Consider the following 24,624-nt stretch of genomic DNA (forward strand, 5'->3'; position numbering starts at 1 on the left):
CGGGTCCGGTCCGGGCGCCGAGGGGCAGGCGGTGGTCCCATGACCTATCGCTCGGCGCTTCGCCAGCACCGTTCGGTCGGCGCGCGGCTGACAGGCGCCGGGCTTTGCCGGAAGCTGCCAGGACCTCAAGGGAGCGCCTAAGCCAGGGAGTCAGGCGATGAATTCGCGCGATCAGCGCCAGCATACCCGTACCCCGCTCAAGTGCCGGCTGTGGATCGCCTATCCGGATGGCGAGATCGTCGGCGAGACCCGCGACCTGTCCGATGGCGGCGTCTATGTGGTGCATCCCGAGCTGACCCGGCTGCCGCAGGGCACCCGGGTGGTCGGCCAGGTGCTCGACCTGCCGATCGAAGCGCCCAAGGTGACCATGGAAGTCATGCGCACCGACGGTGACGGCGCGGGCCTCAGATTCCTCCGCGATCAGGACTGAGCGCGGCGCGCCAGGCGCTTGAGAAACACCGTCATCTCCTTTTCCGCCTGCTTGTCGCCCCTGGCTTGCGCCGCCTGCAGGCCCTGGGTCCAGGCCGCCTCGGCGCTGGCCAGGTCGCCACTCTCCTCTTGGGCCTTGCCCAGCAGCTTCCAGGCCGCCGAATAGGCCGGATCGAATTCGACGCAACGCGCCAGGTGCTCGATCGCCCGTGCAGGCTCTCCGGCATCCAGATAACCCTTGCCCAGGCCGAATCTCAGCAGGGCGTTGTCCTGGCCGCGGGCGAGCATCTTCTCCAGGGATTCGAGCATGGTGGCCTCAATTGGCAGGCTGGGGACGGACGGGGGCCGATCATTCTGCCCGCAGCCATGGCGGTCTGGCGAATCTCCCAGGCGGGTGCCATATGTCCGGCGGACGGGCGAGTTGGTCTGGAACGGGGCTTTCAGCGGTTTTTTGTGATGGATTTCGCATTATCCTGTTGGGTCTCCCGGCATTCAGGATGGCCGCAGGCTCTCGATGAACGTGTTCTCTTCTTGCAGTCGCAAACTCGTCCGCGAGCGCGTCCGCGTCGTCGAGGCGCCTCGCTGGCATGGGCCTCGGCTCTGGCTCCTGGCGTTGAGTTCGCTCGCCACCTTCGCCCTCGGCTGCTGGTTCGGCGGGCGGATGACGCCTGCCGAACCCGCTGTCGGCGTGGCGGCAACCCGGTCGGCGGAGGCCGCGGGCGAGTCGCTGGCGCTGGAGCGGATGGGTAGGCTGGTCGGCCGCCTGCAATCGTTGGAAGCCGATACCCAAGCCCTGCAGCTCATGCTGGAACAGAACCAGACCTTGCGCGACCGGGTGACGGCCGTCGATCCGGCGCTGTTGCCGGCGCTACTGGCGGAACCCAGGCCTCACGGCCCCCAGGGCGGCGCCTGGTTGCCTCCCAGGGCCTGCAATGCCGGCGCTGTCGATCAGGGATTGCCGATGCGGGTACTCGGATCCAGCGAGCAGGTGGCCTTGTGTCTGCGCCAACAGCTGGATCTGCTGTTGAACCGAGTGGCCAGTCGCAATGCAGCGCTGATGGCGATTCCCTCTCAGCGTCCGGTGGACCAGGCACGCCTGGGCTCTGCGTTCGGCAATCGGATCGATCCCTTCAACGGTCATCTGGCCTTTCATTCCGGCCTCGACTTCGCCGCGCCCACGGGTACCCAGGTGCGCGCCGCCGCAGGCGGTCGGATCCAGGCCGCGGGCGTCCTGGGTGGCTATGGCTATCGGGTGGAAGTGGACCATGGCAATACCTTGGTCACCCGCTATGCCCACCTGAGTCGCATCTTCGTCAGGGAAGGCCAGGTGGTCACGCCCGGCCAACCGCTTGGAGCAGTCGGCTCCACCGGACGCTCCACGGGGGCCCACCTGCATTTCGAAGTTTTGCGCGGCGGGCAGTTCGTCGATCCCCAGCGCTTCCTCGCCCTGGGCCCGCTCGAACGTGACGTCGGGGCTCCGGCGCGTGACTAGCAGATCGTCGAGTCGCGAGCTGCTGCGCGGCGAGGTGCGTCTGCAGCTCACGCCGCGTCGGTCCCTGGCCAGAACGCTGGGGCTCGCGCTGCTCCTGCTGATCCCCATGCTGTTGCTGGTGGTCAGCTATCGCCTGCAGCTGGAACAGCAGGCCGCCGTGCACGCCTTGCAGAGGGAGAACCAGCAACTCGGCGAGCGCCTGGCGCGCCAGGCGTTGGAGCTGCAGCTGGGCACGGCCACCGAACGCCAGCTGACCCAGCGCAACGCCGCCCTGCTGGCGCAGATCGAGCGGCTGACCACGGAGCTGGCCTTTTTCCGCCGCCAGAATCAGAAACCCTAGCCGGAGAGCAGCACCGATGTTCAACCGAAAGAAGGCGGCGCCCCGCCCTGCCGTGAATGGCTTTTCCAGTCTCATCGCCGATAACCTGGCGATCCAGGGTGACCTGGAATTCAGCGAAGGCCTGAAGATCAACGGGCGGGTGCGTGGCAGCATCAGTTTCAAGCCGGGCACCACCAGCCTGCTGGCCCTCAGCGTCAATGGCGTGGTGGAAGGCGACGTCAGCAGCTATGACGCCCTCATCGACGGCACCATCGTCGGCGATCTGCGGGTCGAACACCTGCTGGAGCTGCATTCCAATGCGCGGGTGCGCGGCAATATCACCTATCGCCAGCTAAGCATGGAAAATGGCGCCGTGGTGGAAGGCACCCTGCGCCGCCTCGACGAGGCCGCGCCGCTGCTGGAGTTGCCCCAGCCCGCGCCCGTGGCGCTACCGGCCGAGACTAGCGAGCGATCTTGATCAGCTTGCAGTAGTAGAAGCCGTCGTGGCCTTCGGGCTGCGGCAGCAACTGGCGGCCATGGGGCTGGGCCAGGCCCCAGGGGGCGGGAATGTCCAGTTCGCGGGCGCCCGGGGTGCGGGCGAGGAAGGCGGCGAGGTTGTCGCTGTTCTCTTCCGGTAGCACCGAACAGGTGGCATAGACCAGGATGCCGCCCACTTCCAGGGTCGGCCAGAGGGCGTCCAGCAATTCACCCTGCAGCTGCACCAGGGGCGCGATATCGCTTTCCTGGCGGGTCAGCTTGATGTCCGGATGGCGGCGGATCACCCCGGTGGCGCTGCAGGGGGCGTCCAGCAGGATGCGCTGGAAGGGCGTGCCGTCCCACCAGTCGGCCACGGCGCGGCCGTCGGCGGCCAGGGTGCGGGCCGTGAGGCCCAGGCGGGCCAGATTCTGCTCGACCCGCTGCAGGCGGCCGGCATCGGCGTCCAGCGCCACCACCTCGGCCAGCGCCGGTTCACGTTCCAGCAGGTGGCAGGTCTTGCCACCGGGTGCGGCGCAGGCGTCCAGCACCCGCTGGCCGGGCGCCAGTTCCAGGAGTTCGGCCGCCAGCTGGGCGGCTTCGTCCTGCACGCTCAAGCGACCCGCGGCAAAACCCGGCAGGGCGGTGACGTCCTGGGGCTGCAGCAGGCGGATGCCGTCGGCGCTGAAGGCGCAGGGCACGGCCTCGATACCGGCGGCGGCCAGCTCGGCCAGATAGGCATCGCGACTGCCCTGACGGCGATTGATCCTGAGGATCAGCGGCGGATGCAGGTTGTTGGCCGTGGCGATGGCCTCCCACTGCTCGGGCCAGCGCGCCTTGAGGGCTTTCTGCAGCCAGCGCGGATGGGCCAGGCGCGCCGCCGGGTCATGCTCCAGGGCCGGCAGCAGGCTGTCGTATTCACGCTGGGCGCGGCGCAGCACGGCGTTGAGCAGGCCCTTGGCCGAGGATTTCTTCAGCTTGTCGACGCAGCCCACCGTCTCGCCGATGGCGGCGTGGGCCGGGATGCGGGTATGGAACAGCTGGTAGAGCCCGATCAGCAGCAGGGCTTCGAGATCGCGGTCGCCGGCCTTGAAGGGTTTATCCATGAGCTTTTCCGCCAGCAGCGACAGGCGCGGCTGCCAGCGGGCGGTGCCGAAGGCCAGATCCTGGGCCAGGGCGCGGTCACGCGGATCGACCTTGGCCAGTTGCTCGGGCAGGCTGCTGCCGAGGGAGGCGCGGCCGGCGAGGACCGCCGCCAGGGCGCGGGTAGCTGCCAGCCGCGGATTCATAGACCCAGCACCTGACCGGGGGCGAAGCGCTCGCGACGGGCGTTGTAGAGATCGGCGAAGCCCAGCGGCTTGCCCCCGGGCAGCTGCAGCCGGGTCAGGCGCAGGGCGCCTTCGCCGCAGGCGACCAGCAGGCCATGACGATCGGCATCCAGCACCATGCCGGGAACGCCCTGCCCTTCGGCCAATTCGGCACTCCAGACCTTGAGCGGCTCGCCGGCCAGGGCGGTGTGGCACAGCGGCCAGGGATCGAAGGCGCGGATACGGCGCTCCAGTTCCACCGCCGGACGGCCCCAGTCCAGCCGGGCCTCGTCCTTGTTGAGCTTGTGCGCATAGGTGGCCAGGTCGTCGTCCTGCACCTCGCCCGGCAGGCTGCCGTTGGCCAGGCCCGGCAGCGCCTGGACCACGGTGGCGGCGCCCAGGCTGGCCAGGCGATCGTGCAGGCTGCCGCCGGTGTCGTCGGCGGTCAGCGGTGTGCTCACCTTGCTCAGCATGGGGCCGGTATCCAGACCTGCCTCCATGCGCATCACGGTGACCCCGGATTCGGCATCGCCGGCCTCCAGGGCGCGCTGGATGGGCGCGGCGCCGCGCCAGCGCGGTAGCAGCGAGGCATGACTGTTGATGCAGCCCAGGCGCGGGATGTCGAGCACCGCCTGGGGCAGGATCAGGCCGTAGGCCACCACCACCAGCAGATCGGGTTCCAGCGCCGCCAGGGTGGCCTGGGCGGCGGGATCGCGCAGGGTCGGCGGCTGCTGCACGGGGATGCCGTGGCCTAGCGCCAGCTGCTTGACCGGACTCATGGCCAGTTTCTGGCCACGCCCGGCGGGGCGATCCGGCTGGGTGTAGACGGCGGCGATGGGATAACCGGCGTCGATCAGCGCCTGCAGGTGCACGGCGGCGAATTCCGGGGTTCCGGCGAAGACGAGGCGAAGGGATCTGGACATGGCGGACCTGGCGGAAAGGGCGAGCGGCGGACGCCGATGACGCCGTCCGCCAGGGCGATCAGGCCTTGTGGCGCTGCTGCTTTTCGAGCTTCTTCTTGATGCGATCGCGCTTGAGCGGCGACAGGTAGTCGACGAACAGCTTGCCGTCGAGGTGATCGATCTCGTGCTGGATGCACACCGCCAGCAAGCCGTCGCATTCCAGCTCGAAGGGCTTGCCGTCGCGATCCAGGGCCTTGACCCGGACGCGCTCGGGACGGCAGACCTTTTCGTAGAAGCCGGGGATCGACAGGCAGCCTTCCTGGTACTCGCCCAGTTCCTGGGTGAGCGGCTCGGCCTCGGGATTGATGAAGACCAGCGGCTCGCTCTTGTCTTCGCTGACGTCGATCACCACCAGGCGGCGATGCACGTTGACCTGGGTGGCGGCCAGACCGATGCCGGGCGCTTCGTACATGGTCTCGAACATGTCGTCGATGGTCTGGCGCAGGGCGTCGTCCACCGTGTCGATGGGCTTGGCGACGGTGCGCAGGCGGGGATCGGGGAATTCGAGGATGTCTAGGATCGCCATGGCGTTGAGGGCACTTGTGGAATACAGTCAAGGGGCGCTGCTAAGATGCCGCAGCGTTGTTTCCACCCGGCTCGGGCTGGTCCCGAGTGGTGGATGACGTCGGTCGACGGGGATGAGCGCCTGCGCCGCCCGGTGCCGACAAAGGTGGCGATCAGGGCACGACTGGGGCGATTCCCCGACGTTTGCGTGAAGACGGTTCTTCAAGGCCAAGAGTGTAAAGGGATTCGACGCATGAGGAAATCTTTGTTCGCCCTGCTGCTGGTTGCAGGGGGCGCCCTGCAGTCGGCGTACGCAGCGGTCACCCTGCGTCAGGATCACCCGGAAAGCTACACCGTGGTTCGCGGCGACACCCTCTGGGACATCTCCGCCAGATTCCTCAGCAAACCCTGGGAATGGCCGGAGATCTGGCAGGCCAATCCGCAGATCAAGAATCCCCACCTCATCTATCCCGGCGACACCCTGGTGCTGAGCTATGTCGACGGTCAGCCGCGCCTGCAGCTCAACCGCGGCGCCTCGCGCGGCACGGTCAAGCTGTCGCCCACGGTGCGCAGCACGCCCATCGCCGAAGCCATCCCGGCCATTCCGCTGGAAGCGGTCAACAGCTTCCTCTTGCAGAATCGCGCCATCGATTCGGCCGAACAGTTCCAGGCGGCGCCCTATGTGGTGGCCGGCAACGCCGAGCGGGTGGTGAGCGGCGCTGGCGATCGCATCTATGTGCGCGGCAAGCTGCAACCGGGGGTCTCGGCCTATGGCATCTACCGCCAGGGCAAGACCTATGTCGATCCCAAGACCGGCGCCTTCCTCGGCATCAATGGCGACTTCATCGGCAGCGCCGATCTGGTCGCCCAGGAGGGCGATATCGCCACCCTGCGCCTGACCCGCACCACCCAGGAGGTGCGCCTGGGCGACCGGCTGTTCCCCACCGAGGAGCGGCTGGTGAATTCCACCTTCATGCCCAGCGCCCCGGCCCGCGACATCAATGGCCTGATCCTCGATGTGCCGCGTGGCGTCACCCAGGTCGGGCAGTTCGACGTGGTGACCCTCAACAAGGGCGCTCGTGACGGCCTGGCCGAGGGCAACGTGCTGGCGGTCAACAAGACCGGCGAGACGGTGCGCGACCGCATCACCGGCGAGCTGGTGAAGATCCCCGACGAGCGCGCCGGCCTGCTGATGGTCTTTCGCACCTACGACAAGATCAGCTACGGCCTGATCCTGACCGCCACCCGCCAGCTGGCGATCATGGACAAGGTGCGCAACCCCTAACCCCCTCCCGGGTCGCCAGGACGGCGACCGGCCACCCTCAAGGATGACACCATGGCCAGCTTCTCCCCTGCCGAGCTGGACGCTCGGCTGCGCCTGCATGCACTTCCGGAGCTTGGCGCCGTGCGCCAGCGCCTGTTGCTGGACGCCTTTGGCAGCGCCAGCGCCGCCCTCAGTGCCCCGGCCTCCGCCTGGCGCGCCTTGCGCCTGCCGGCGGTGGCCGCGGAGGCCCGCCGCAGTCCCGCCACCCGCGAACGGGTCGACCAGGCTCTGGCCTGGCTGGACGGCCCCGAACGCCACCTGCTCTGCCTGGGCGACGAGCGCTATCCGGCGCTGCTCGCCGAGATCGCCGACCCACCCCCGCTGCTGTTCGTCGAAGGCCAGATCGAGTTGCTCGAGCGGCCGCAACTGGCCCTAGTCGGCAGTCGCCAGGCCAGCGCCCAGGGACTGGACAATGCCCGGCGTTTCGCCCACAGCCTGGCCGCGGCCGGCTTCTGCATCACCAGTGGCCTGGCGCTGGGCATCGATGGCGCGGCGCACCAGGGCGCCCTGGACGCCGGCGGCGGCACGGTCGCCGTGCTCGGCACCGGCCTGCGGCAGCTCTATCCGCGCCGGCACCTGGGGCTCGCCCGGCGCCTGCTGGCCGAGGGCGGCGCGCTGGTCTCGGAATTGCCGCTGGACTGCACGCCCCAGGCCGGCAACTTTCCCCGGCGCAACCGGATCATCAGCGGTCTCAGCCTGGGTACTCTGGTGGTGGAGGCCAGTCCTTCCAGCGGTTCGCTGATCACCGCGCGAATGGCCGCCGAGCAGGGGCGCGAGGTGTTCGCCCTGCCCGGTTCCATCCATCATCCCGGGGCCCGCGGCTGTCATCAGCTGATCCGCGAGGGCGCGCAGCTGGTGGAAGGCGTGGAACACATTCTCGAAGCCCTGCAGGGCTGGCGCAGCCTGGCCCCGCTCGCTACCACCGCGGCGGTCGAGGAACATCCTCTGCTGCGCCAGCTGGCTGCCGGACCGCTCAACAGCGAAGAACTGGCGCGGCTCTGCGATCTGTCGCTGCCGGAGGTGCTGGTCCAGCTGACCGAGCTGGAGCTGGAAGGCCGGATCGTGGCGCAGCAGGGCAGCTGGAGTCGCCTCGGCTAGCGGGGGATGACTGGCATCGGCGGCGCGCTCGGGTAGACTTCAGGGATTTGGCGGAGGCAAGGCGATGCACAACAGCTGGCGAGTGCGGCAGGCGGCGCGAATCGTGCGCGAGGGGGGCGTCCTGGCCTACCCCACCGAGGCCGTCTGGGGCCTGGGCTGCGATCCCTGGGATCAGGCCGCGGTCTATCGCCTGCTGATGCTCAAGCGGCGGCCCATGGAAAAGGGCCTGATCCTGGTGGCCGACAACATCCGCCAGTTCGACTTTTTGCTGCACGATCTGCCGGAAGAGTCCCTGGCCAAGCTGGCCAGCACCTGGCCGGGGCCCAACACCTGGCTGGTGCCGCACCACAATCGCCTGCCCGGCTGGGTGACCGGCGCCCACGCCACCGTGGCGCTGCGGGTCTCCGAGCATCCGCTGGTGGGCGAGCTCTGCGCCCTGACCGGGCCGCTGATCTCCACCTCGGCCAATCCCGCCGGCCGCCCGGCCGCCCGCACGCGGTTGCGGGTTCAGCAGTACTTTCCCAATAATCTGGACGGCATCCTCACGGGTGAACTGGGCGGGCGCAAGAATCCCAGCGTGATTCGCGATCTGGTGAGCGGCAAGGTCTTCCGGCCCTAGGTCAGTCCAGCAACTGGCGCAGCAACCGCGCCAGGGCATCGATCTGGAACGGCTTGGCCAGCGAGGGCTCGCCGTTCGGCGTCGAGCGCTCGGCGTGACCGCTGACGAACAGCACCGGCAGCTCCGGCCAGCGCTCGCGCAGGCGCCCTGCCAGCTCGGCGCCGTCGAGATCCGGCAGGCCGAGATCGGTGATCAGCAGGTCACAGGGCAGGTCGCCGTCGACCAGGGTGAGCGCCGCCGAGGCACTGGCCGCGGTGCGCACGCGATAGCCCAGCTCGGTGAGCATCTCGCGCAGCAGCAGCCGCACCGAGACATCGTCTTCCACCAGCAGCAGGCGTTCGCCCCGGCTCTGGGCGATGGCCGCCTGGGGCGTCGCGCTCGCCGCCGGCCGCTCGGGCTGGGCACAGGGCAGCCAGAGACTGACCCGGGTGCCACTGCCCAATTCGCTCTCCAGGGTCACGTGGCCACCGGACTGCTTGATGAAGCCATAGAGCATCGACAGGCCCAGGCCGGTGCCCTGGCCGATGGGCTTGGTGGTGAAGAAGGGATCGAAGGCGCGGTCCACCACCTCGGCGGGCATGCCGCTGCCGGTGTCGGCGATGGTCAGACGCACATAGTCGCCCGGCGGCAGGTCGTGTTCGGCGGCCAGGTCGGTGAGGTGATCGAGGGCGGTTTCCAGGGTCAGCTGGCCGCCCTCGGGCATGGCGTCGCGGGCGTTGATCACCAGATTCAGCAGGGCGTTTTCCAGCTGGTTGGTGTCGGTGCGCGCCGGCGGTAGTTGCAGCGCGAGGCTGCTGCGCAGGCTGATGCGCTCGCCCAGGGTGCGCTGGAAGAGTTCTTCCAGGGACAGGATCAGGTCGTTGACGTCCACCGGCCGCGGGTCGAGGGTCTGCCGGCGCGCGAAGGCCAGCAGGCGATGGGTCAGGGCCGCGGCGCGGGTGGCGGATTGCTCGGCGGTGTCCAGGTAGCGCTGCAGGTTGTCGTGGCGACCCTGGTCGAGACGCCGGCGCAGCAACTCCAGGGAACCGCTGATACCGGTGAGCAGGTTGTTGAAGTCGTGGGCGATGCCACCGGTGAGATGGCCGATGGCTTCCATCTTCTGCGCCTGGCGCAGGGCCGCTTCGGCATTCTGCAGGGCCAGGGCGGCATCGTGCTCGACGGTGACGTCGCGGCCGAAGACATAGATGCGTCCGTCGTGATCGGCGGTGGCCTTCCACATCATGTGGCGCCAGTGACCGTCGCGGGTACGCAGGCGCCCGGGTAGATCGCTGAGCACCTCGCCGTGGCGCAGGGCGGCCAGACGCGGAAACACCGGCGGATCGTCCGGATGCTCCAGCGAGGTCGGTGGCTGGTGGCGCAATTCCTCGTCGTCCCAGCCCAGGGTGCGGCCCCAGGCGGGATTGCGGCTGAGCCAGCGCTGTCCCTGGATGACGCCGAGCAGGTCGTCGGCCACCCGCCACATGCGGTCACGCTCGACGGTGCGCTCGTGGACCCGCTGTTCCAGCAATTCGGCTAGCCGGCGCAGGCGGTGCTCGGCCATGCGGATCTCGCTGACGTCGGTGTGCACGCCCACCCATTCGCAGACCACGCCGTTCTCGCGCACCGGCAGGGCGCGCACGCTGAAGGTGCGCCACTGGCCGTCGCGACAGCGCAGGCGGTGTTCGTCGTGGAAGTCCACCTGTTGCTGCACCGCCAGGCGCCAGCGGCGCAGGGTGCGGGGTGCATCCTCGGGGTGCAGGACATCGGCCCAGCCGTCCTGCTGATACTGGGCATAGCTCTGCCCGGTCAGGGTGCTCCAGGCGAGTTGTTCGCCGAGCAGGTGACCCTGGGCATTGGTGGTCCAGACCACCCCCTGCACCGCCTCCACGGCGTTGCGGAAGCGCTGGTTGGACAGGTGCAGCGCGGCTTCGGCCTGCTTGCGCTGGGTGAGATCCACCACCACCAGGCTCACCGACAGTTCCTGGCCGATTTCCGATTGCAGCGGCGAGCCATGCAGACTGACCCAAACCACCGAACCGTCGGGGCGCAGGAAACGCTGGTCCAGCTTGAAGCTGTCGCCGCGCTCGCGCAGGGTGTCGAGATGGCGCTCCAGGACGGCCCGATCCTCGGGATGGGTCTGGGCCTGCAGGGTCTGTTCCAGCACCCCCACCTCGTTGCGATCGAGCAATTCGCAATAGCGTCGATTGGCGAGCAGGATGCGCCCGCGGGCGTCGGTCTGGCAGATGCCGACCGCCGCCTGGTTGATCAGGCTGGCCAGGCGCGCGCTGTGTTCGCGCAGGGCAGTTTCCGCATCGACCCGCTGCTGGACGTCATCGAACAGGGTGACCGAGGCGATCACCTCGCCGGTGGCCGAGCGGACCGGTGCGCTGGATACTTCCAGCAGCCGGATGCTGCCGTCGGGTCGCCGATAGCGCATCAACTCGGGCGCCACTGCCTGGCCGCTGCGCAGCACCCGTACCGTGGGATAGTCGTCCACCGCATAGGGCTGACCATTGGCGTGCAGGGCGCCAATTGCGCCATAGCGCTCGTCCAGCGTCTCGCCGGCCGGACGCTTGCCGAGGAGGATGTCGACCCGGTCGTTGAGCATCACCGCTTCTTCGCTGCCGGCCTCGGTGATGGAGATGCCCAGGGGTGCCTGCTGCAGCACGCTGGCCAACAGGCCCTGTTCCAGCGACAGGCGCCGTTCCAGGTGTCGGGCCTGATCCTGGGTCTGCTGCCGCACCAGCAGGGCACCCAGCAGCAGGGCTAATTGATCCAGCAGCAGCCGGGTGTCCGCCTCGACGGCGCTGCCCAGCTGCAGATAGCCCAGGGGCTGAGCGGTCGGGCCGAACGGGATCAGTAACTGACCCGCCGGCGGACTGCCGGCCTCGGCCACGGACAGCAGCCGCGCCTGGGGATCGTCGGCCAGGTCGCGCAGGGCCTGGGTGGCGCACAGGCGCAAGGCGGCGAGATCCGCCGTGCCGCTGAGGCGCCGTGACCATTCGCCAAGCGCCTGCAGGCGTTGCGGCAGGTCGCGCTCGGCACTGCGGCGGGCGGCGAAGCGGGCCCGGCTCGCCGGGGCCTGCCAGACGTGCAGCAGCCAGCCCACGGCGACATCGGCCCGACGCAGTGGCACCAGGTGCAGGTCGAGGCGTACCAGGTGACCGTCGCGGTGGCGCAGGCCCTGGGTCTGGCAGCGTTCGAGAGCGGTCAGCCAGCCGTCGGCCGGCGGCCCGGGGAGCAGCAGGCCGACGATGGATTCACCGAGCCAGTCCTGCGGCGTCCAGCCCAGCAGCCGGGCGACGGCCGGGCACCACTGCCCGATCCGCCCGTCGGCGGTCAGGGTGATCAGCGCCGTGTCCGTGGCGGTGTCGAGCAGGCTGGCGAGGGGGCTGGAGATAGGCATGACAAGGGCAGCGATCCGGCCGATTCTTGAAGGAGCGTCAAGGCCGTGACGACCTGACTGTCCGAGATAGACCGGCGTTTACCCCCGTCGTGCCGCCTGGCTGCGGGAAACTTAATGGCCGTCACGATTTCCCCCGGCCAGGCACGCGGGCGTTTCGCCTCAGGGCAGCAGGATGGTCGAGCCACTGGTCTCGCGACCCGACAGCGCCCGATGCGCTTCCTGCACCTCGGCCAGCGGATAGCGCCGACCGATGTCCACCTGGATGCGGCCGTCGGTGATCAGCTCGAACAGCTGATCGGCCATGTCCTGCAGGGCCTCGGGCGAGGCGGCGTAGGTGGCCAGGGTCGGCCGTGTGACATAGAGCGAGCCCTTCTGCGAGAGGATCCCCAGGTTGACCCCGGTGACCGCGCCGGAGGCGTTGCCGAAGCTGACCATCAGGCCGCGGGGCGCCAGGCAGTCCAGCGACATCTCCCAGGTGTCCTTGCCGACGCCGTCGTAGACCACCGGCACCTTGGCCCCGTCGGTCAATTCGCGGACCCGCGCCGGGACGTCTTCCTGGCGATAGTCGATCACCGCCCAGGCGCCCAGCGCCTTGGCCTTTTCCAGCTTTTCCGGCGAGCCGGCGGTGCCGATCAGACGCACGCCCAGGGCCTTGGCCCACTGGCAGGCCAGGGAGCCGACGCCGCCGGCCGCGGCATGGAATAGCACGGTGTCGCCGGCCTGCAGCGGATAGGTCTGGCGCAACAGGTACTGCACCGTCAGCCCCTTGAGCATGACCGCGGCGCCCTGCTCGAAGGACACCGCTTCCGGCAGGTGCACCAGATGCCGCTCGGGCAGCACATGGACCTCGGCATAGGCGCCCAGCGGCCCGGTGGCATAGGCCACGCGGTCGCCGGCCTTGAAGCGGGTAACCGCACTGCCGACCGCTTCCACCACCCCGGCGCCCTCGGTGCCCAGGCCCGAGGGCAGCGACGGCGGTGGATAGAGGCCGCTGCGGTAGTAGGTCTCGATGAAGTTGAGGCCGATGGCATGGTTGCGCACCTGCACCTCGTCGGGGCCGGGCGCGGCGGGTTCGAAATCCACAAGTTCGAGTACTTCGGGACCACCGGTGCGGCTGAACTGGATGCGCTGGGCCATGCTTGCGTGTCTCCTGGTTGGAGCCCTTGGCCGGGCTCTCTTGGGGTAAGCCTTCATCCAAGCCGCAACCGCGGGCCACGTCAACCGGTCGGATACGGGTGTTATGCTCTGCGCCCTCCCCGCCTGTTGTGGAAATCCTTGCGATGAATCCCTCCCTGGAAGCCGTCAAGGCCTATCTGCTCGATCTGCAGGAGCGCATCTGCGCCGCATTGGAAGCCGAGGATGGCGCCGCCGCTTTCGTCGAAGACGCCTGGACCCGGCCGACCGGCGGTGGTGGCCGTACCCGGGTGATCGCCGAGGGCGTCCTGCTGGAAAAGGGCGGCGTGAATTTCTCCCATGTGCATGGCGACAGCCTGCCGCCCTCGGCCAGCGCCCATCGCCCGGAACTGGCCGGGCGCAGCTTCGAGGCCATGGGCGTCTCCCTGGTCATGCACCCGCGCAATCCGCATATCCCCACCGCCCACGCCAATGTGCGCTTCTTTCTCGCCGAAAAGCCTGGCGAGGCGCCAGTCTGGTGGTTCGGTGGCGGTCTCGACCTCACCCCCTACTACGGCAACGAGGCTGACTGCGTGCACTGGCACCAGGTCTGCCATGACGCCTGCGCGCCCTTCGGCGCCGACGTCTATCCGCGCTACAAGGCCTGGTGCGACCGCTATTTCCACCTCAAGCACCGCGGCGAGCCACGCGGCATCGGCGGCCTGTTCTTCGATGACCTGAACGACTGGGATTTCGACACCTGTTTCGCCTTCCAGCGCGCCATCGGCGATGCCTTCGTCGACGCCTACCTGCCCATCGTCCAGCGCCGCCGCCACCAGCCGTACAGCGAGGCCGAGCGGGAATTCCAGGCCTATCGCCGCGGCCGCTACGTGGAATTCAACCTGGTCTATGACCGCGGTACCCTGTTCGGCCTGCAATCCGGCGGGCGCACCGAGTCCATCCTCATGTCGCTGCCACCCGAGGTGCGCTGGGGCTATGACTGGAAACCCGTGCCCGGCTCGCCGGAAGCGCGCCTGACCGACTTCTTTCTCACCGACCGCGACTGGCTCGCGCTCGCCCCGACGCCCGCAGGATAGAGTCCATGGATCGCTACGCCGTCTTCGGCAATCCCATCGCCCACAGCAAGTCGCCGCTGATCCACAGCCTGTTCGCCGACCAGACCGGCCAGCGCCTGCACTACGGCACGCTGCTGGCGCCGCTGGACGGCTTCAGCGAAAGCGCCCGCAGTTTCTTCCAGAGCGGCCTGGGCGCCAATGTCACGGTGCCCTTCAAGGAAGAGGCCTACCAGCTGTGCGACGAACTCACCCCGCGCGCGCGCCGCGCCGGGGCGGTGAACACCCTCAAGCGCCAGGCCAACGGTCGCCTGCTCGGCGACAACACCGACGGTGCCGGGCTGGTGCGGGATCTCACGGTCAACGCCGGTCTGCAACTGGCCGGTCAGCGCGTCCTGGTGCTGGGCGCCGGCGGCGCCGTACGCGGCGTGCTGGAGCCCTTGCTGGCCTGCAATCCCGGGCAACTGGTGCTGGCCAATCGCACCGAACTCAAGGCGGTGCAACTGGCGCGGGAATTCGCCGAACTGGGGACGATCGAGGTGGCGGCCTTCTCCACCCTGAGAGCGCCCTTCGACGTCATCATCAACGGCACCTCGGCCAGTCTCGGGGGCGGTCGCCCGCCACTGTCGGAAGCGGTCATCGGCCCGCAGACGGTGACCTACGACATGATGTACGGCAAGGACCTCACCCCCTTCAATCGCTGGGCCCTGGACGAGGGTGCCTTCCACACCCTGGACGGCCTGGGGATGCTGGTGGAACAGGCTGCCGAGGCCTTCGAACTCTGGCGCGGCGTGCGCCCCGACAGCGCGCCGGTGCTGGCGGAGTTGCGGCGGCAGCTGGGCTGAGTTCGGGCCTGGTCGGTGTTGGGCTTCGCTGCGCTCGACCCGACCTACCAACTGGAGATGGCCGCCTGCTCGGATAGCCCCCTCTCCCTTTGGGAGAGGGTTGGGGTGAGGGCCAGCCTCGCGCCCCGAAGTCACCCGTGGAAAAGGCTGCGCCGTTTTCCACGCTACGGCTCTGCAACGGGACTTCAATCGCGGCCATGGCGGTCCGCCGATGCGGCCGCTCCTAGGGAATCTACCGCTTCTGTAGGAGCGGCCCATGGCCGCGCTCAGATACTCGCGCTGCTGGCTAAGGTGGCTCTGCCTTCGAAGCCAACGAGGGCGACCGCCTAGGCGATCGTGCTAGGCCCCCTCCTCCCCATACCCCTCGGCCAGATGCTGATCCTTGAGCTTCACGTAGTTGCCGGCGCTGTAGGTGAAGAAGGCGCGTTCCTTGTCTTCCAGCGGGCGGATCTGCTTGACCGGGCGACCGACGTAGAGATGGCCGCCTTCCAGCCGCTTGCCCGGCGGGACCAGACTGCCGGCGCCGATCACCACGTCATCCTCCACCACCGCGCCGTCCATGACGATGCTGCCCATGCCCACCAGCACCCGGTCGCCGATCGTGCAGCCGTGCAGGGTCACCTGGTGGCCGACGGTGACGTCGTTGCCGATCAGCAAGGGATAGCCGTCCGGATTGAAGGGGCCGGCGTGGGTGATGTGCAGCACGCTGCCGTCCTGGATGCTGGTGCGGGCGCCGATGCGGATGAGGTGCATGTCGCCGCGGATCACCGTCAGCGGCCAGATCGAGCTGTCTGCGCCAAGGGTCACGTCGCCGATCACCACGGCGGTGGCGTCGACGAAGGCGCGTTCGCCCAGTTGCGGGGTCTTACCCTGGAAGGTCCTTATGGTCACGATAGATACCTTTTCTCGTCGGAGGGGTCTTGAGACCTATTAGGATGGGCTCCATATATACCTGTCAAAGCCATCGCCCCGAGGGGAACGCCGTGAGCGCCAGCAATCCGCTGCTTCAGTCCCATGACCTGCCGCCCTTTTCCGCCATCAAGCCCGAGCACGTCGAGCCGGCCATCGACACCATCCTGGCCGAGAACCGTGCCGCCCTGGCCAAGCTGCTGGAGACCCAGAAGGAACACCCCACCTGGGCCGGCCTGGTGCTGGCGATGGACGAGCTGAACGATCGGCTGGGCCAGGCCTGGAGCCCCATCGGCCACCTCAACGCCGTGTGCAACAGCGCCGAACTGCGCGCCGCCTACGAGGCCTGCCTGCCCAAGCTGTCGGCCTATTCCACCGAGATCGGCCAGAACAAGGACCTCTTCCAGGCCTATAGCCGCCTGGCCGAAAGCGAGGAAGCCAAGGGCTTCGACGTCGGTCAGAAGACCACCCTGGAGCACGCCCTGCGCGACTTCCGCCTGTCCGGCATCGACCTGCCGCCGGCCGAGCAGCAGCGCTATGCCGCCATCCAGGCGCGCAAGTCCGAGCTGGGCAGCAAGTTCTCCAACCAGTTGCTCGACGCGACGCAGGCCTGGACCAAGCACCTCACCGACGAAGCCGCCCTCGCCGGCCTGCCCGAGTCGGCCAAGGCCCAGCTGCAGGCCGCCGCCCAGGCCAAGGAGCTGGACGGCTGGCTGGTGACCCTGGAATTCCCCAGCTACTACGCGGTGATGACCTACGCCGATGACCGCGCCCTGCGCGAAGAGGTCTATGCCGCCTATGCCACCCGCGCCTCCGAACAGGGTCCCAACGCCGGCCAGTTCGACAACGGCCCGGTGATGGAGGAATTGCTCGACCTACGCCAGGAACTGGCGCGCCTGCTGGGCTACGCCAACTACGCCGAGCTGTCCCTGGCCACCAAGATGGCCGAGAGCAGCGACCAGGTGCTGGGTTTCCTGCGTGACCTCGCCGTGCGTTCCAAGCCCTTCGCCCAGCGCGACCTGGAAGAATTGCGCGCCTTCGCCGCCGAACAGGGCGTGCAGGACCTGCAGAGCTGGGACACCGGCTACTTCGCCGAAAAGTTGCGCCAGCAGCGGTATTCGCTGTCCCAGGAAGAAGTCCGTGCCTGGTTCCCGGTGGACAAGGTGCTGTCCGGCCTGTTCGCCACGGTGCAGAAGCTCTATGGCATCGAGATCGCCGAGTTGCGCGACTTCGAGAAGTGGCATCCGGACGTGCGCCTGTTCGAGATCAAGGAAAACGGCACCTCCATCGGCCGCTTCTATTTCGATCTCTATGCCCGCGCCAACAAGCGTGGCGGTGCCTGGATGGACGGTGCCCGCGACAAGCGCCGCGATGCCCAGGGTCGGCTGATCGATCCGGTGGCCTATCTGGTCTGCAACTTCACCCCGGCCAGCCCCGGCAAGCCGGCGCTGCTCACCCATGACGAGGTGACCACCCTCTTCCACGAATTCGGTCATGGCCTGCACCACCTGCTGACCCGCGTCGAGCACGCCAGCGTCTCCGGCATCAACGGCGTGGCCTGGGATGCGGTGGAGCTGCCCAGCCAGTTCATGGAGAACTGGTGCTGGGAGCCCGAGGGCCTGGCGCTGATCTCCGGTCACTACGAGACCGGCGAGCCGCTGCCCCAAGAGCTGCTGGACAAGATGCTGGCGGCCAAGAACTTCCAGTCCGGCCTGATGATGCTGCGCCAGCTGGAATTCTCGCTGTTCGACTTCGAGCTGCACGCCAGCCACGGCGACGGTCGCAGCGTGCGCGAGGTGCTGGAAGGCATCCGCGACGAGATCTCGGTGGTGCGGCCGCCGGCCTACAACCGCTTCCCCAACAGCTTCGCGCACATCTTCGCCGGCGGTTATGCGGCGGGTTACTACAGCTACAAGTGGGCCGAGGTGCTGTCCGCCGATGCCTTCGCCAAGTTCGAGGAAGAAGGCGTCTTCAACCCCGAAACCGGGCGGGCCTTCCGCGAAGCCATCCTGGCCCGCGGCGGCTCCCAGGCGCCCATGGTGCTGTTCGTCGACTTCCGCGGTCGCGAGCCCAGCATCGACGCCCTGCTCCGCCATTCCGGGCTGAGCGAGGAGGCGGCGTGAGCGAGCCGATCCGCAAGAGGTTCATCGCCGGGGCGGTCTGCCCGGCGTGCCAGGCGCAGGACACCCTGAAGATGTGGACCCAGGAGGGCACGCCTCATCGCGAGTGCGTCTCCTGCGGCTACAGCGACACCCTGGACGAGCGCGGCAATTCGGTCCCCAAGGAATTGCCGACGCGGGTCAACATCAGTGCGCTCAAGCCCAAGAAGCCCGATCCCACCGTGCAGGCCGTGCAGTTCTTTCCCAATCCCAAGCTGAAGAAGCCGGATTAGACAGGAATGACCTTCGACAAGACCGCGCCCGGGATTACCCGGGTGCGGTCTTGCTGTTTCTGGGGTGAACAACATCGAGCCGGACAGCGCATGAGCGGCGGTGAAAACGGGCATCAGCGCAGGGGGGTCTCAAGCTTTATCCACAAAAAGCGGATTCGATAGCCAGCCGATAATCTTTTTAATTTATTGATAATAAAGGCTTTTTATTCGATAGCTGGTTGGTCTTGGGGATTTATCACGGAGTTATACCGATTTTATCCCGGATTTATCCACAGGCTGCGCGTCCGCGAATGACCCGGGAGTCTTTTTCCGCGATCGGACTCCAAGGGGATAACCGACACCCTCGTCCCCCATGAGGAAAGCCCTCCATGCGTACCCTCCTCGCTGCTGCAGTCTTCTGCCTGACCGGCAACCTGGCCCTGGCCGCGCCGCCGGATCACGGGCCTGGTGGGCCCAAGGGACCGCCCGGGCCGGGCTGGCAGGAACAGGGTGGCCCTCATGGCCAGGGCCCGGTTCCCAAGGCGCATGGCCAGGGTCGTCCGGGTGCCGGACCGGCCGCGGGCGGGCCGCCGGATCTGGGGCCGGCGCGGGAGCGCATCCAGGCGCTGCGCGGCCAGATCGGCCGTGGGGGCGACCTGCCGCCGGGTCTGCGTCTGGAGCGCGGGCGTCCCCTGCCACCCGGCTACGGCCGCCCCCTGCCCCCGGGCATCGCCCGCCAGCTGCCTGACTATCCAGGCTACGAATGGCGGCGCCTGGGTACCGACATGGTGCTGGTCGCCATAGGCACTGGGCTCGTCTACGCCATCCTGCAGGGCGTGCTGGACTAGCCTGGGCAATTTTTTGCCGACAGCCCGCGGACTAAGCCGAGTTCACCGCAGGCTCTGGCAAAGGCTTCCGGGGCCGGCCGCTCCGGCGTGGCCCGCCAGTGCGCCGGCGCAGGCGATAAATGGCGAAATGCCTCTGGCACAGTGCCAGCCCGGATTTCAGTAGAATAGCCGCCGCGCGCGGCCGCCCTCCGCCTCCAGACGGTAGGGAAACCGGGCCGCCTCGCACCGGTCTCAACGCCCATCGCTCGCCAAGGATTTCCCATGAGAGCTCTGCCCCGTCTGCTGCCGCTGGCCCTGTTCGCCCTGCTCGTGGGGCACCACGCCCCGGCCCGCGCCGAACCCGGTCTGTTCAATCTGCTGGTCGGCAGCTACACCGCGGGCAGCAGCCAGGGGCTGTATGTCTATCGCTTCAACAGTCGCAATGGCCAGATCGATGGCCCGCTGCGCATCGTCAAGGCGTCCAATCCCTCGTTTCTGACCTTGTCTCGCGATGGCCGGACCCTGTTCGCCGTCAACGAGAACGGTCGGGGTTCGAGCGGCGACAGCATCGGCCGGGTCACCTCCTATCGCTTCGAACCCGGCAATGGCCGCCTGCAGCAGGTCAGCCAGGTCAAGAGCCTGGGCGACGAGCCGACCCATTCCAGCCTCAGCACCGACGGCAAGTTCCTGTTCGTGGCCAACTACTCCAGCCTGCCGGAAGGCTCCCTGGCGGTGCTGCCGATCCAGGACGGCGGCGTGCTCAGCCCGGTGGCGCAGATCGAATTCCACCAGCCCAGCGAACAGCACCCGCGCCAGCAGTCCAGCCATGTGCACGCGGCGGTGACCACCCCGGACGGCCGCTTCGTCTTCGCTCCGGACCTGGGCGCCGACAAGGTCTTCGTCTATCGCTATCTGCCGCAGCAGCCGGAGCGGCCACTGGTGGCCGCCGAGACGCCCTTCGTGCCGGTTCCGGAAGGCAGCGGGCCGCGTCACCTGGTGTTCAGCGCCGATGGCCGCTACGCCTACCTGACCCTGGAACTGGTCGGCCAGGTGATGGCCTTCGCCCACCAGGACGGCATGCTGCGACAATTGCAGAGCTACAGCCTGACGCCCCAGGAATTCACCGGCGAGCGGGATGCCGGTGCCCTGCACCTGTCCGGCGACGGGCGCTTCCTCTACGTCGCCAGTCGCGGCACCGACAACCAACTGGCGGTGTTCGCGGTGAATCCCGACGGCACCCTGACCTTTGTCGAGCGCCATCCGGTCAACGGCCTGTCGCCACGGGAATTCGCCATCGATCCGTCCGGGCGCTTCCTGCTGGTGGCCAACCAGAAATCCAACCAGCTCAAGGTCTTCGCCCGGGATCCCGACAGCGGCAAGCTCGGCGACGAACTCCAGAGCCTGGACGTTGGCGCCCCGGCCGACCTCAAATTCGTCGCGGTACCCTGATAAGCTGTTCACGATCTGCTGCGCGTCGGCCAACCTGCGTTAAAAACGCCCTGGATCGCCAGCCCGGTCGAAATGCTCATTTACCGTCCGTAAACTGCGCTTTCTCAGGCGTTTTTGTGGGGCCGCCCAGGCCTTGTTTGGCTCTAGCTCGCGAGATCGTGAACAGCTTCTTATGACCCACTTCGATCGTCTGCACCATGTGGCGCTGATCTGCGCCGACTACCAACGCTCCCGGCACTTCTACACCGAGATCCTCGGGTTGCCGGTGATCGCCGAGACCTATCGCGAGGCCCGGCGCTCCTGGAAGCTGGATCTGGCGGTGGGCGCGCATGCCCAGCTGGAGCTGTTCTCCTTTCCCGATGCGCCGCCACGGCCGTCGCGCCCGGAGGCCCAGGGGCTGCGCCACCTGGCCTTTGCCGTGGCCGACCTGGACGCCACCGTCGCCCACCTGCAGGGCCATGGCGTGGTCACCGAGCCGATCCGTACCGATGAACTGACCGGCAAGAGATTCACCTTCTTCGCCGATCCGGACGATCTGCCACTGGAAGTCTACGAGCGCTAGCGCACCGCTCAGGTCGCCAGCCGTGCGCCAGCCAGGGACTCGCGCGGCAGCTCCAATTCTTCCAGCAGCCAGTCGAGAAAGCGCTGCACCAGCCGCTGGCGCCGCTTGCGCTCGGGCAGGATGGCGTAATAGCCATAGCGCGAGGTGGCCAGTCCGGCGAAGGGACGACAGAGCAACTCCTGCTGCAGCAGATCGTCCACCAGGTGGCGCCAGCCGATCGCCAGGCCCTGGCCGGCGATGGCCGCCTGGATCACCAGGGTGTAGTTGTCGAAGCTCAGCACCGCACCGGACGGCGCCGCGGGCAGGGGCGCCAGGTCCAGCGCCGGCAACAGCGTCTTCCAGTCGTACCAGCGGCTGTTGGGTGCCGCCTTGAGGTGCAGCAACGGCCAGCGGCCCAGCTCCAGGGCGGGCAGCGGCGGCTGCCGACCCTGGAGCAGCCGCGGACTGCACACCGGAAAGACCTCTTCGCGAAACAGCGGCCAGGCTTCGCCATGCTTGAAGCGACCGTCGCCGAAACCCAGGGTGATGTCGATCTCCGGACCGGGCAGGGGCACCCTGTCGCTGGTCACCAGGCTGACGTCCAGCTCCGGGTGGCGGGCATGAAAACGCGGCAGGCGCGGTAACAGCCAGTAGGCGGCAAAGGCGAAATCGGTGGCCACCTGCAGCACCTCGTGGGCGGGGCGGGCGGTAACCAGCCGCACCCCCTCGTCCAGGGTGGCGAGACCGGCCTCGACGTATTCCTGCAGCAGCCGTCCGGCTTCGGTGAGCAGGATGCCGCGATGGACGCGATCGAACAGTCGTACCTGCAACTGGGCTTCCAGGCGCTTGATCTGCTGGCTGATGGCCGGCTGAGTGGTCCCCAGTTCGCCCGCCGCCGCGGTAAAGCTCAGGCGGCGCGCCACCACCTCGAAGGTGCGCAGGCTGTCCAGCGCCAGGGCAGGGCGGTCGGCAGGGAGGGCGGTGTCCAAGAGGGCGTTTCCATGGCGATCAGACATAAGCCCAGCTTATCCGAAACATCATCCATGATGGCCTTCACGCAGATTTTTCAGCATTGGATGATGGGTCACCCATAAGCAACCCTGATCCTAGCGGAGGCGCTCTTGTCCAAGCCGATGAACATCCTCTTTCTCATGGCCGACCAGATGGCGGCGCCCATCCTGCCGCTGTACGACCCCGCCTCGCCGATCAAGCTGCCGCATCTGCAGCGCCTGGCCGAGCGCGCCGTGGTGTTCGACTCCGCCTATTGCAACAGTCCGCTGTGCGCACCCTCGCGCTTTACCCTGGTGAGCGGCCAGCTGCCGTCGAAGATCGGCGCCTACGACAACGCCGCCGATTTCGCCGCCGACATTCCCACCTATGCCCACCACCTGCGCCGCCTCGGCTATCGCACGGCGCTGTCGGGCAAGATGCACTTCTGCGGACCGGACCAGTTGCACGGCTACGAAGAACGCCTGACCAGCGACATCTATCCCGCCGACTACGGCTGGGCGGTGAACTGGGACGCAGGGGACGCGCGTCCGAGCTGGTACCACAACATGTCCTCGGTGCTGCAGGCCGGGCCCTGCGTGCGCACCAACCAGCTGGATTTCGACGAAGAGGTGGTCTTCAAGGCGCGCCAGTACCTCTACGATCACGTGCGTCGTGGGGACGACCAGCCGTTCTGCCTGACCGTGTCCCTGACCCACCCGCACGATCCCTACACCATTCCCCGCGAATTCTGGGACCTGTACGACGAGGTCGACATCCCGCTGCCGCAGGGCGCCATCCCCCAGGCCGAGCAGGATCCCCACAGCCAGCGTCTGCTCAAGGTGATCGACCTCTGGGACAAGCCGCTGCCCGAGGCCAAGATCCGCGACGCCCGCCAGGCCTACTACGGTGCCTGCAGCTATGTCGACGCCCAGGTCGGCCACCTGCTCAAGACCCTGGAGGAATGCGGTCTGGCCGACGACACCGTGATCGTCTTTTCCGGCGACCATGGCGACATGCTCGGTGAGCGCGGGCTCTGGTACAAGATGCACTGGTTCGAGATGGCCGCGCGGGTCCCGCTGCTGATCCATGCGCCCGGTCGCTTCGCCCCGGCGCGGGTGCAGGCCTCGGTGTCGACCCTGGACCTGCTGCCGACCTTCGTCGAACTGGCCGGCGGCCAGCTGCCGGACGAGCTGCCGCTGGATGGCCGCTCGCTGCTGCCGCACCTGGAGGGCCGGGCCGGGCACGACGAGGTGATCGGCGAATACCTGGCCGAGGGCACCGTCAGCCCGCTGCTGATGATCCGTCGCGGCGCCTACAAGTACATCCACTGCGAACTGGATCCGCCGCTGCTGTTCGATCTGCAGAACGATCCGCTGGAGCGCGAGAATCTGGCCGCCAGCGCCGACTATGCCGAGCTGCTCGCCAGCTTCCAGGCCGAGGTCCGCCAGCGCTGGGACCTGCCGCGCCTGCACGCCGAGGTGCTGGCCAGCCAGCGGCGGCGGCGCTTCGTCGCCAAGGCCCTGGAGCAGGGCGAGCGGACCAGCTGGGATCACCAGCCCTTCGTCGATGCCAGCCAGCAATACATGCGCAATCACATCGACCTCGACGACCTGGAGCGTCGCGCCCGCTACCCTCAACCCTGAACCGCTAACTGGAGCACGGCCATGAAACACGGAATCATCGCTACCTTCACGCTGGCCCTGGTCAGCCTGTCGGCCCAGGCCGAGGACCAGGCCTGCGCAACGGTTCGCCTGGCCGATCCGGGCTGGAGCGACATCGCCGCCACCAATGCCCTCACCGGCGCGATCCTGGACGCGCTGGGCTACACCGGCAAGGTCGAGACCCTGGCGGTGCCGATCATCTACGGCGGCATGCGCAACGGGCAGGTGGATGCCTTCCTCGGCAACTGGATGCCGGCGCAGCAGGCGCACTACGACCAGTTCGTGAAGACCGGGCAGGTCACCGAGCTGGCGCAGAATCTGGTCGGGACCGAATTCACCCTGGCGGTGCCCACCTATGTCTGGGAAGGCGGGGTGAAGAGCTTCGACGACCTGGCCAAGCATGCCGATCAGTTCGGCAAGAAGATCTATGGCATCGGCGCCGGCGCGCCGGCCAACCAGTCGCTGCAGAAGATCATCCAGGACAACGAATTCGGCCTGGGTGGCTGGCAACTGGTGGAGTCCAGCGAGCAGGCCATGCTGTCCCAGGTCGGGCGGGCGGTGAAGCGCGACAAGTGGGTGGTCTTTCTCGGCTGGACCCCGCACCCCATGAACGTCGACTACCCCATCAAGTACCTGACCGGCGGCGACAAGTACTTCGGGACCGCCGGCACGGTCAACACCCTGACGCGCAAGGGCTACGCCGAGCAGTGCCCCAATCCGGCCCGCCTGCTGAGCAACATGAAGTTCACCCTGGACATGGAAAACGCCGTCATGAGCGCCGCGCGGGACAAGGGCGGCAGCTACGACACCGCCGCCAAGGCCTGGCTCAAGGCCCATCCCCAGGTGCTGGAGCCCTGGCTGCAGGGCGTCACCACCCGCGATGGCCAGCCGGGCCTGCCGGCGGTACAAAAAGCCCTGTGAGTGCTACGGCC

Annotated in this window: 24 protein-coding genes and 2 pseudogenes; 16 read left to right on the forward strand and 10 right to left on the reverse strand. The window is 67.9% G+C overall.

From position 1 onward, the window contains the following. Positions 1–157 precede the first annotated feature (157 nt). Complete coding sequence (locus tag CFE50_RS06465) at positions 158–430, forward strand: PilZ domain-containing protein (RefSeq protein WP_007160145.1); 273 nt, start codon at positions 158–160, stop codon at positions 428–430. Here CFE50_RS06465 and CFE50_RS06470 read toward each other — a convergent pair. After that, entirely contained in the window at positions 421–738 is a 318-nt protein-coding gene (locus tag CFE50_RS06470) for a tetratricopeptide repeat protein (protein ID WP_241807430.1), read from the reverse strand. The genes CFE50_RS06465 and CFE50_RS06470 overlap by 10 nt on opposite strands. Positions 739–943: 205 nt before the next feature. Here CFE50_RS06470 and CFE50_RS06475 point away from each other — a divergent pair, with 205 nt between their 5' ends. The 3 genes from CFE50_RS06475 to CFE50_RS06485 are packed head-to-tail and all read left to right on the forward strand — an operon-like array spanning position 944 to position 2,718. Further along, positions 944–1,921 carry a M23 family metallopeptidase gene (locus tag CFE50_RS06475; RefSeq protein WP_286732115.1) on the forward strand — a complete coding sequence of 326 codons (978 nt, stop codon included), beginning with the start codon at positions 944–946 and terminating at the stop codon, positions 1,919–1,921. After that, positions 1,914–2,261, forward strand: a complete 348-nt coding sequence (locus CFE50_RS06480) for a hypothetical protein (protein WP_286732116.1) — start codon at positions 1,914–1,916, stop codon at positions 2,259–2,261. Before CFE50_RS06475 ends, CFE50_RS06480 begins: the two co-directional genes overlap by 8 nt. A gap of 16 nt (positions 2,262–2,277) precedes the next feature. Further along, the gene (locus CFE50_RS06485; protein ID WP_286732117.1) at positions 2,278–2,718 is read left to right on the forward strand and encodes a bactofilin family protein; all 441 of its coding nucleotides are present in this window, start codon (positions 2,278–2,280) and stop codon (positions 2,716–2,718) included. Here the strand turns inward: CFE50_RS06485 and rsmB are convergent. From rsmB to def, 3 genes are read right to left on the reverse strand one after another with little or no spacing between them, the layout of a single operon-like run. Then, the gene (rsmB, locus tag CFE50_RS06490; protein ID WP_286732118.1) at positions 2,702–4,003 is read right to left on the reverse strand and encodes a 16S rRNA (cytosine(967)-C(5))-methyltransferase RsmB; all 1,302 of its coding nucleotides are present in this window, start codon (positions 4,001–4,003) and stop codon (positions 2,702–2,704) included. The two genes, CFE50_RS06485 and rsmB, sit on opposite strands and share 17 nt — an antisense overlap. Continuing rightward, positions 4,000–4,944, reverse strand: coding sequence for a methionyl-tRNA formyltransferase (gene fmt / locus CFE50_RS06495; RefSeq protein WP_286732119.1), 945 nt, complete (start codon positions 4,942–4,944; stop codon positions 4,000–4,002). Before fmt ends, rsmB begins: the two co-directional genes overlap by 4 nt. A gap of 58 nt (positions 4,945–5,002) precedes the next feature. After that, positions 5,003–5,509 carry a peptide deformylase gene (gene def / locus CFE50_RS06500; protein ID WP_007160149.1) on the reverse strand — a complete coding sequence of 169 codons (507 nt, stop codon included), beginning with the start codon at positions 5,507–5,509 and terminating at the stop codon, positions 5,003–5,005. Positions 5,510–5,740: 231 nt separating this feature from the next. Here def and CFE50_RS06505 point away from each other — a divergent pair, with 231 nt between their 5' ends. The 3 genes from CFE50_RS06505 to tsaC all read left to right on the forward strand — a co-directional run bounded on the left by CFE50_RS06505 (position 5,741) and on the right by tsaC (position 8,528). Next, complete coding sequence (locus CFE50_RS06505) at positions 5,741–6,772, forward strand: LysM peptidoglycan-binding domain-containing protein (RefSeq protein ID WP_039975566.1); 1,032 nt, start codon at positions 5,741–5,743, stop codon at positions 6,770–6,772. Between the two features lie 51 nt (positions 6,773–6,823). Beyond that, a complete protein-coding gene (dprA, locus tag CFE50_RS06510) occupies positions 6,824–7,909 on the forward strand; it encodes a DNA-processing protein DprA (RefSeq protein WP_286732121.1) in 1,086 nt (361 codons plus the stop codon). A gap of 64 nt (positions 7,910–7,973) precedes the next feature. After that, a complete protein-coding gene (gene tsaC, locus CFE50_RS06515; RefSeq protein WP_286732122.1) occupies positions 7,974–8,528 on the forward strand; it encodes an L-threonylcarbamoyladenylate synthase type 1 TsaC in 555 nt (184 codons plus the stop codon). A 1-nt stretch (position 8,529) separates the two neighbouring features. On the opposite strand, the gene CFE50_RS22750 is transcribed toward tsaC, so the two are convergent. The 4 genes and pseudogenes from CFE50_RS22750 to CFE50_RS06525 all read right to left on the reverse strand — a co-directional run bounded on the left by CFE50_RS22750 (position 8,530) and on the right by CFE50_RS06525 (position 13,050). Further along, positions 8,530–8,988, reverse strand: coding sequence for a response regulator (locus tag CFE50_RS22750; protein WP_502694684.1), 459 nt, complete (start codon positions 8,986–8,988; stop codon positions 8,530–8,532). Next, a pseudogene (locus CFE50_RS22755) lies at positions 8,989–9,231 on the reverse strand (ATP-binding protein); the annotation flags it as partial. Between the two features lie 198 nt (positions 9,232–9,429). Further along, positions 9,430–11,913 (reverse strand): annotated as a pseudogene (locus CFE50_RS06520) (PAS domain S-box protein); the annotation flags it as partial. A 159-nt stretch (positions 11,914–12,072) separates the two neighbouring features. Further along, on the reverse strand, positions 12,073–13,050 hold the full coding sequence (locus CFE50_RS06525) for an NADPH:quinone reductase (protein ID WP_027598738.1): 978 nt from the start codon (positions 13,048–13,050) through the stop codon (positions 12,073–12,075). 143 nt (positions 13,051–13,193) lie between these two features. On the opposite strand from CFE50_RS06525, the gene hemF reads away from it, so the two are divergent. Both hemF and aroE read left to right on the forward strand, forming a co-directional pair. Next, on the forward strand, positions 13,194–14,123 hold the full coding sequence (gene hemF / locus CFE50_RS06530; protein WP_286732125.1) for an oxygen-dependent coproporphyrinogen oxidase: 930 nt from the start codon (positions 13,194–13,196) through the stop codon (positions 14,121–14,123). 5 nt (positions 14,124–14,128) lie between these two features. Then, positions 14,129–14,944: a shikimate dehydrogenase gene (aroE, locus tag CFE50_RS06535; RefSeq protein ID WP_027600514.1), complete on the forward strand. Its 816-nt coding sequence runs from the start codon at positions 14,129–14,131 to the stop codon at positions 14,942–14,944. A gap of 339 nt (positions 14,945–15,283) precedes the next feature. Here aroE and CFE50_RS06540 read toward each other — a convergent pair whose 3' ends face one another. Further along, positions 15,284–15,835 carry a gamma carbonic anhydrase family protein gene (locus tag CFE50_RS06540; protein ID WP_286732126.1) on the reverse strand — a complete coding sequence of 184 codons (552 nt, stop codon included), beginning with the start codon at positions 15,833–15,835 and terminating at the stop codon, positions 15,284–15,286. A 44-nt stretch (positions 15,836–15,879) separates the two neighbouring features. On the opposite strand from CFE50_RS06540, the gene prlC reads away from it, so the two are divergent. The 5 genes from prlC (at position 15,880) to gloA2 (ending at position 21,062) form a co-directional block, all read left to right on the forward strand. Then, a complete protein-coding gene (prlC, locus tag CFE50_RS06545; RefSeq protein ID WP_241807422.1) occupies positions 15,880–17,976 on the forward strand; it encodes an oligopeptidase A in 2,097 nt (698 codons plus the stop codon). Next, positions 17,973–18,245, forward strand: a complete 273-nt coding sequence (locus CFE50_RS06550) for a YheV family putative zinc ribbon protein (RefSeq protein WP_278442746.1) — start codon at positions 17,973–17,975, stop codon at positions 18,243–18,245. Before prlC ends, CFE50_RS06550 begins: the two co-directional genes overlap by 4 nt. A gap of 368 nt (positions 18,246–18,613) precedes the next feature. Continuing rightward, positions 18,614–19,072, forward strand: a complete 459-nt coding sequence (locus tag CFE50_RS06555) for an anti-virulence regulator CigR family protein (RefSeq protein WP_286732128.1) — start codon at positions 18,614–18,616, stop codon at positions 19,070–19,072. 261 nt (positions 19,073–19,333) lie between these two features. After that, entirely contained in the window at positions 19,334–20,500 is a 1,167-nt protein-coding gene (locus CFE50_RS06560; RefSeq protein WP_241807419.1) for a lactonase family protein, read from the forward strand. A 172-nt stretch (positions 20,501–20,672) separates the two neighbouring features. Then, positions 20,673–21,062 (forward strand): SMU1112c/YaeR family gloxylase I-like metalloprotein, encoded by a 390-nt coding sequence (gloA2, locus tag CFE50_RS06565; RefSeq protein ID WP_027598748.1) that lies wholly within the window; start codon positions 20,673–20,675, stop codon positions 21,060–21,062. 8 nt (positions 21,063–21,070) lie between these two features. Here the strand turns inward: gloA2 and CFE50_RS06570 are convergent, their stop codons facing one another. Continuing rightward, positions 21,071–22,057, reverse strand: a complete 987-nt coding sequence (locus CFE50_RS06570; RefSeq protein WP_286732131.1) for a choline sulfate utilization transcriptional regulator — start codon at positions 22,055–22,057, stop codon at positions 21,071–21,073. A 117-nt stretch (positions 22,058–22,174) separates the two neighbouring features. Here CFE50_RS06570 and betC point away from each other — a divergent pair, with 117 nt between their 5' ends. Further along, positions 22,175–23,674: a choline-sulfatase gene (gene betC / locus CFE50_RS06575; protein WP_286732602.1), complete on the forward strand. Its 1,500-nt coding sequence runs from the start codon at positions 22,175–22,177 to the stop codon at positions 23,672–23,674. Between the two features lie 21 nt (positions 23,675–23,695). Beyond that, a complete protein-coding gene (locus CFE50_RS06580; RefSeq protein ID WP_286732132.1) occupies positions 23,696–24,613 on the forward strand; it encodes a choline ABC transporter substrate-binding protein in 918 nt (305 codons plus the stop codon). Positions 24,614–24,624: the final 11 nt, after the last annotated feature.

Origin of the sequence: Pseudomonas sp. PGPPP4, from assembly GCF_002256045.1 — a bacterium.
GTDB lineage: Bacteria > Pseudomonadota > Gammaproteobacteria > Pseudomonadales > Pseudomonadaceae > Chryseomonas > Chryseomonas oryzihabitans.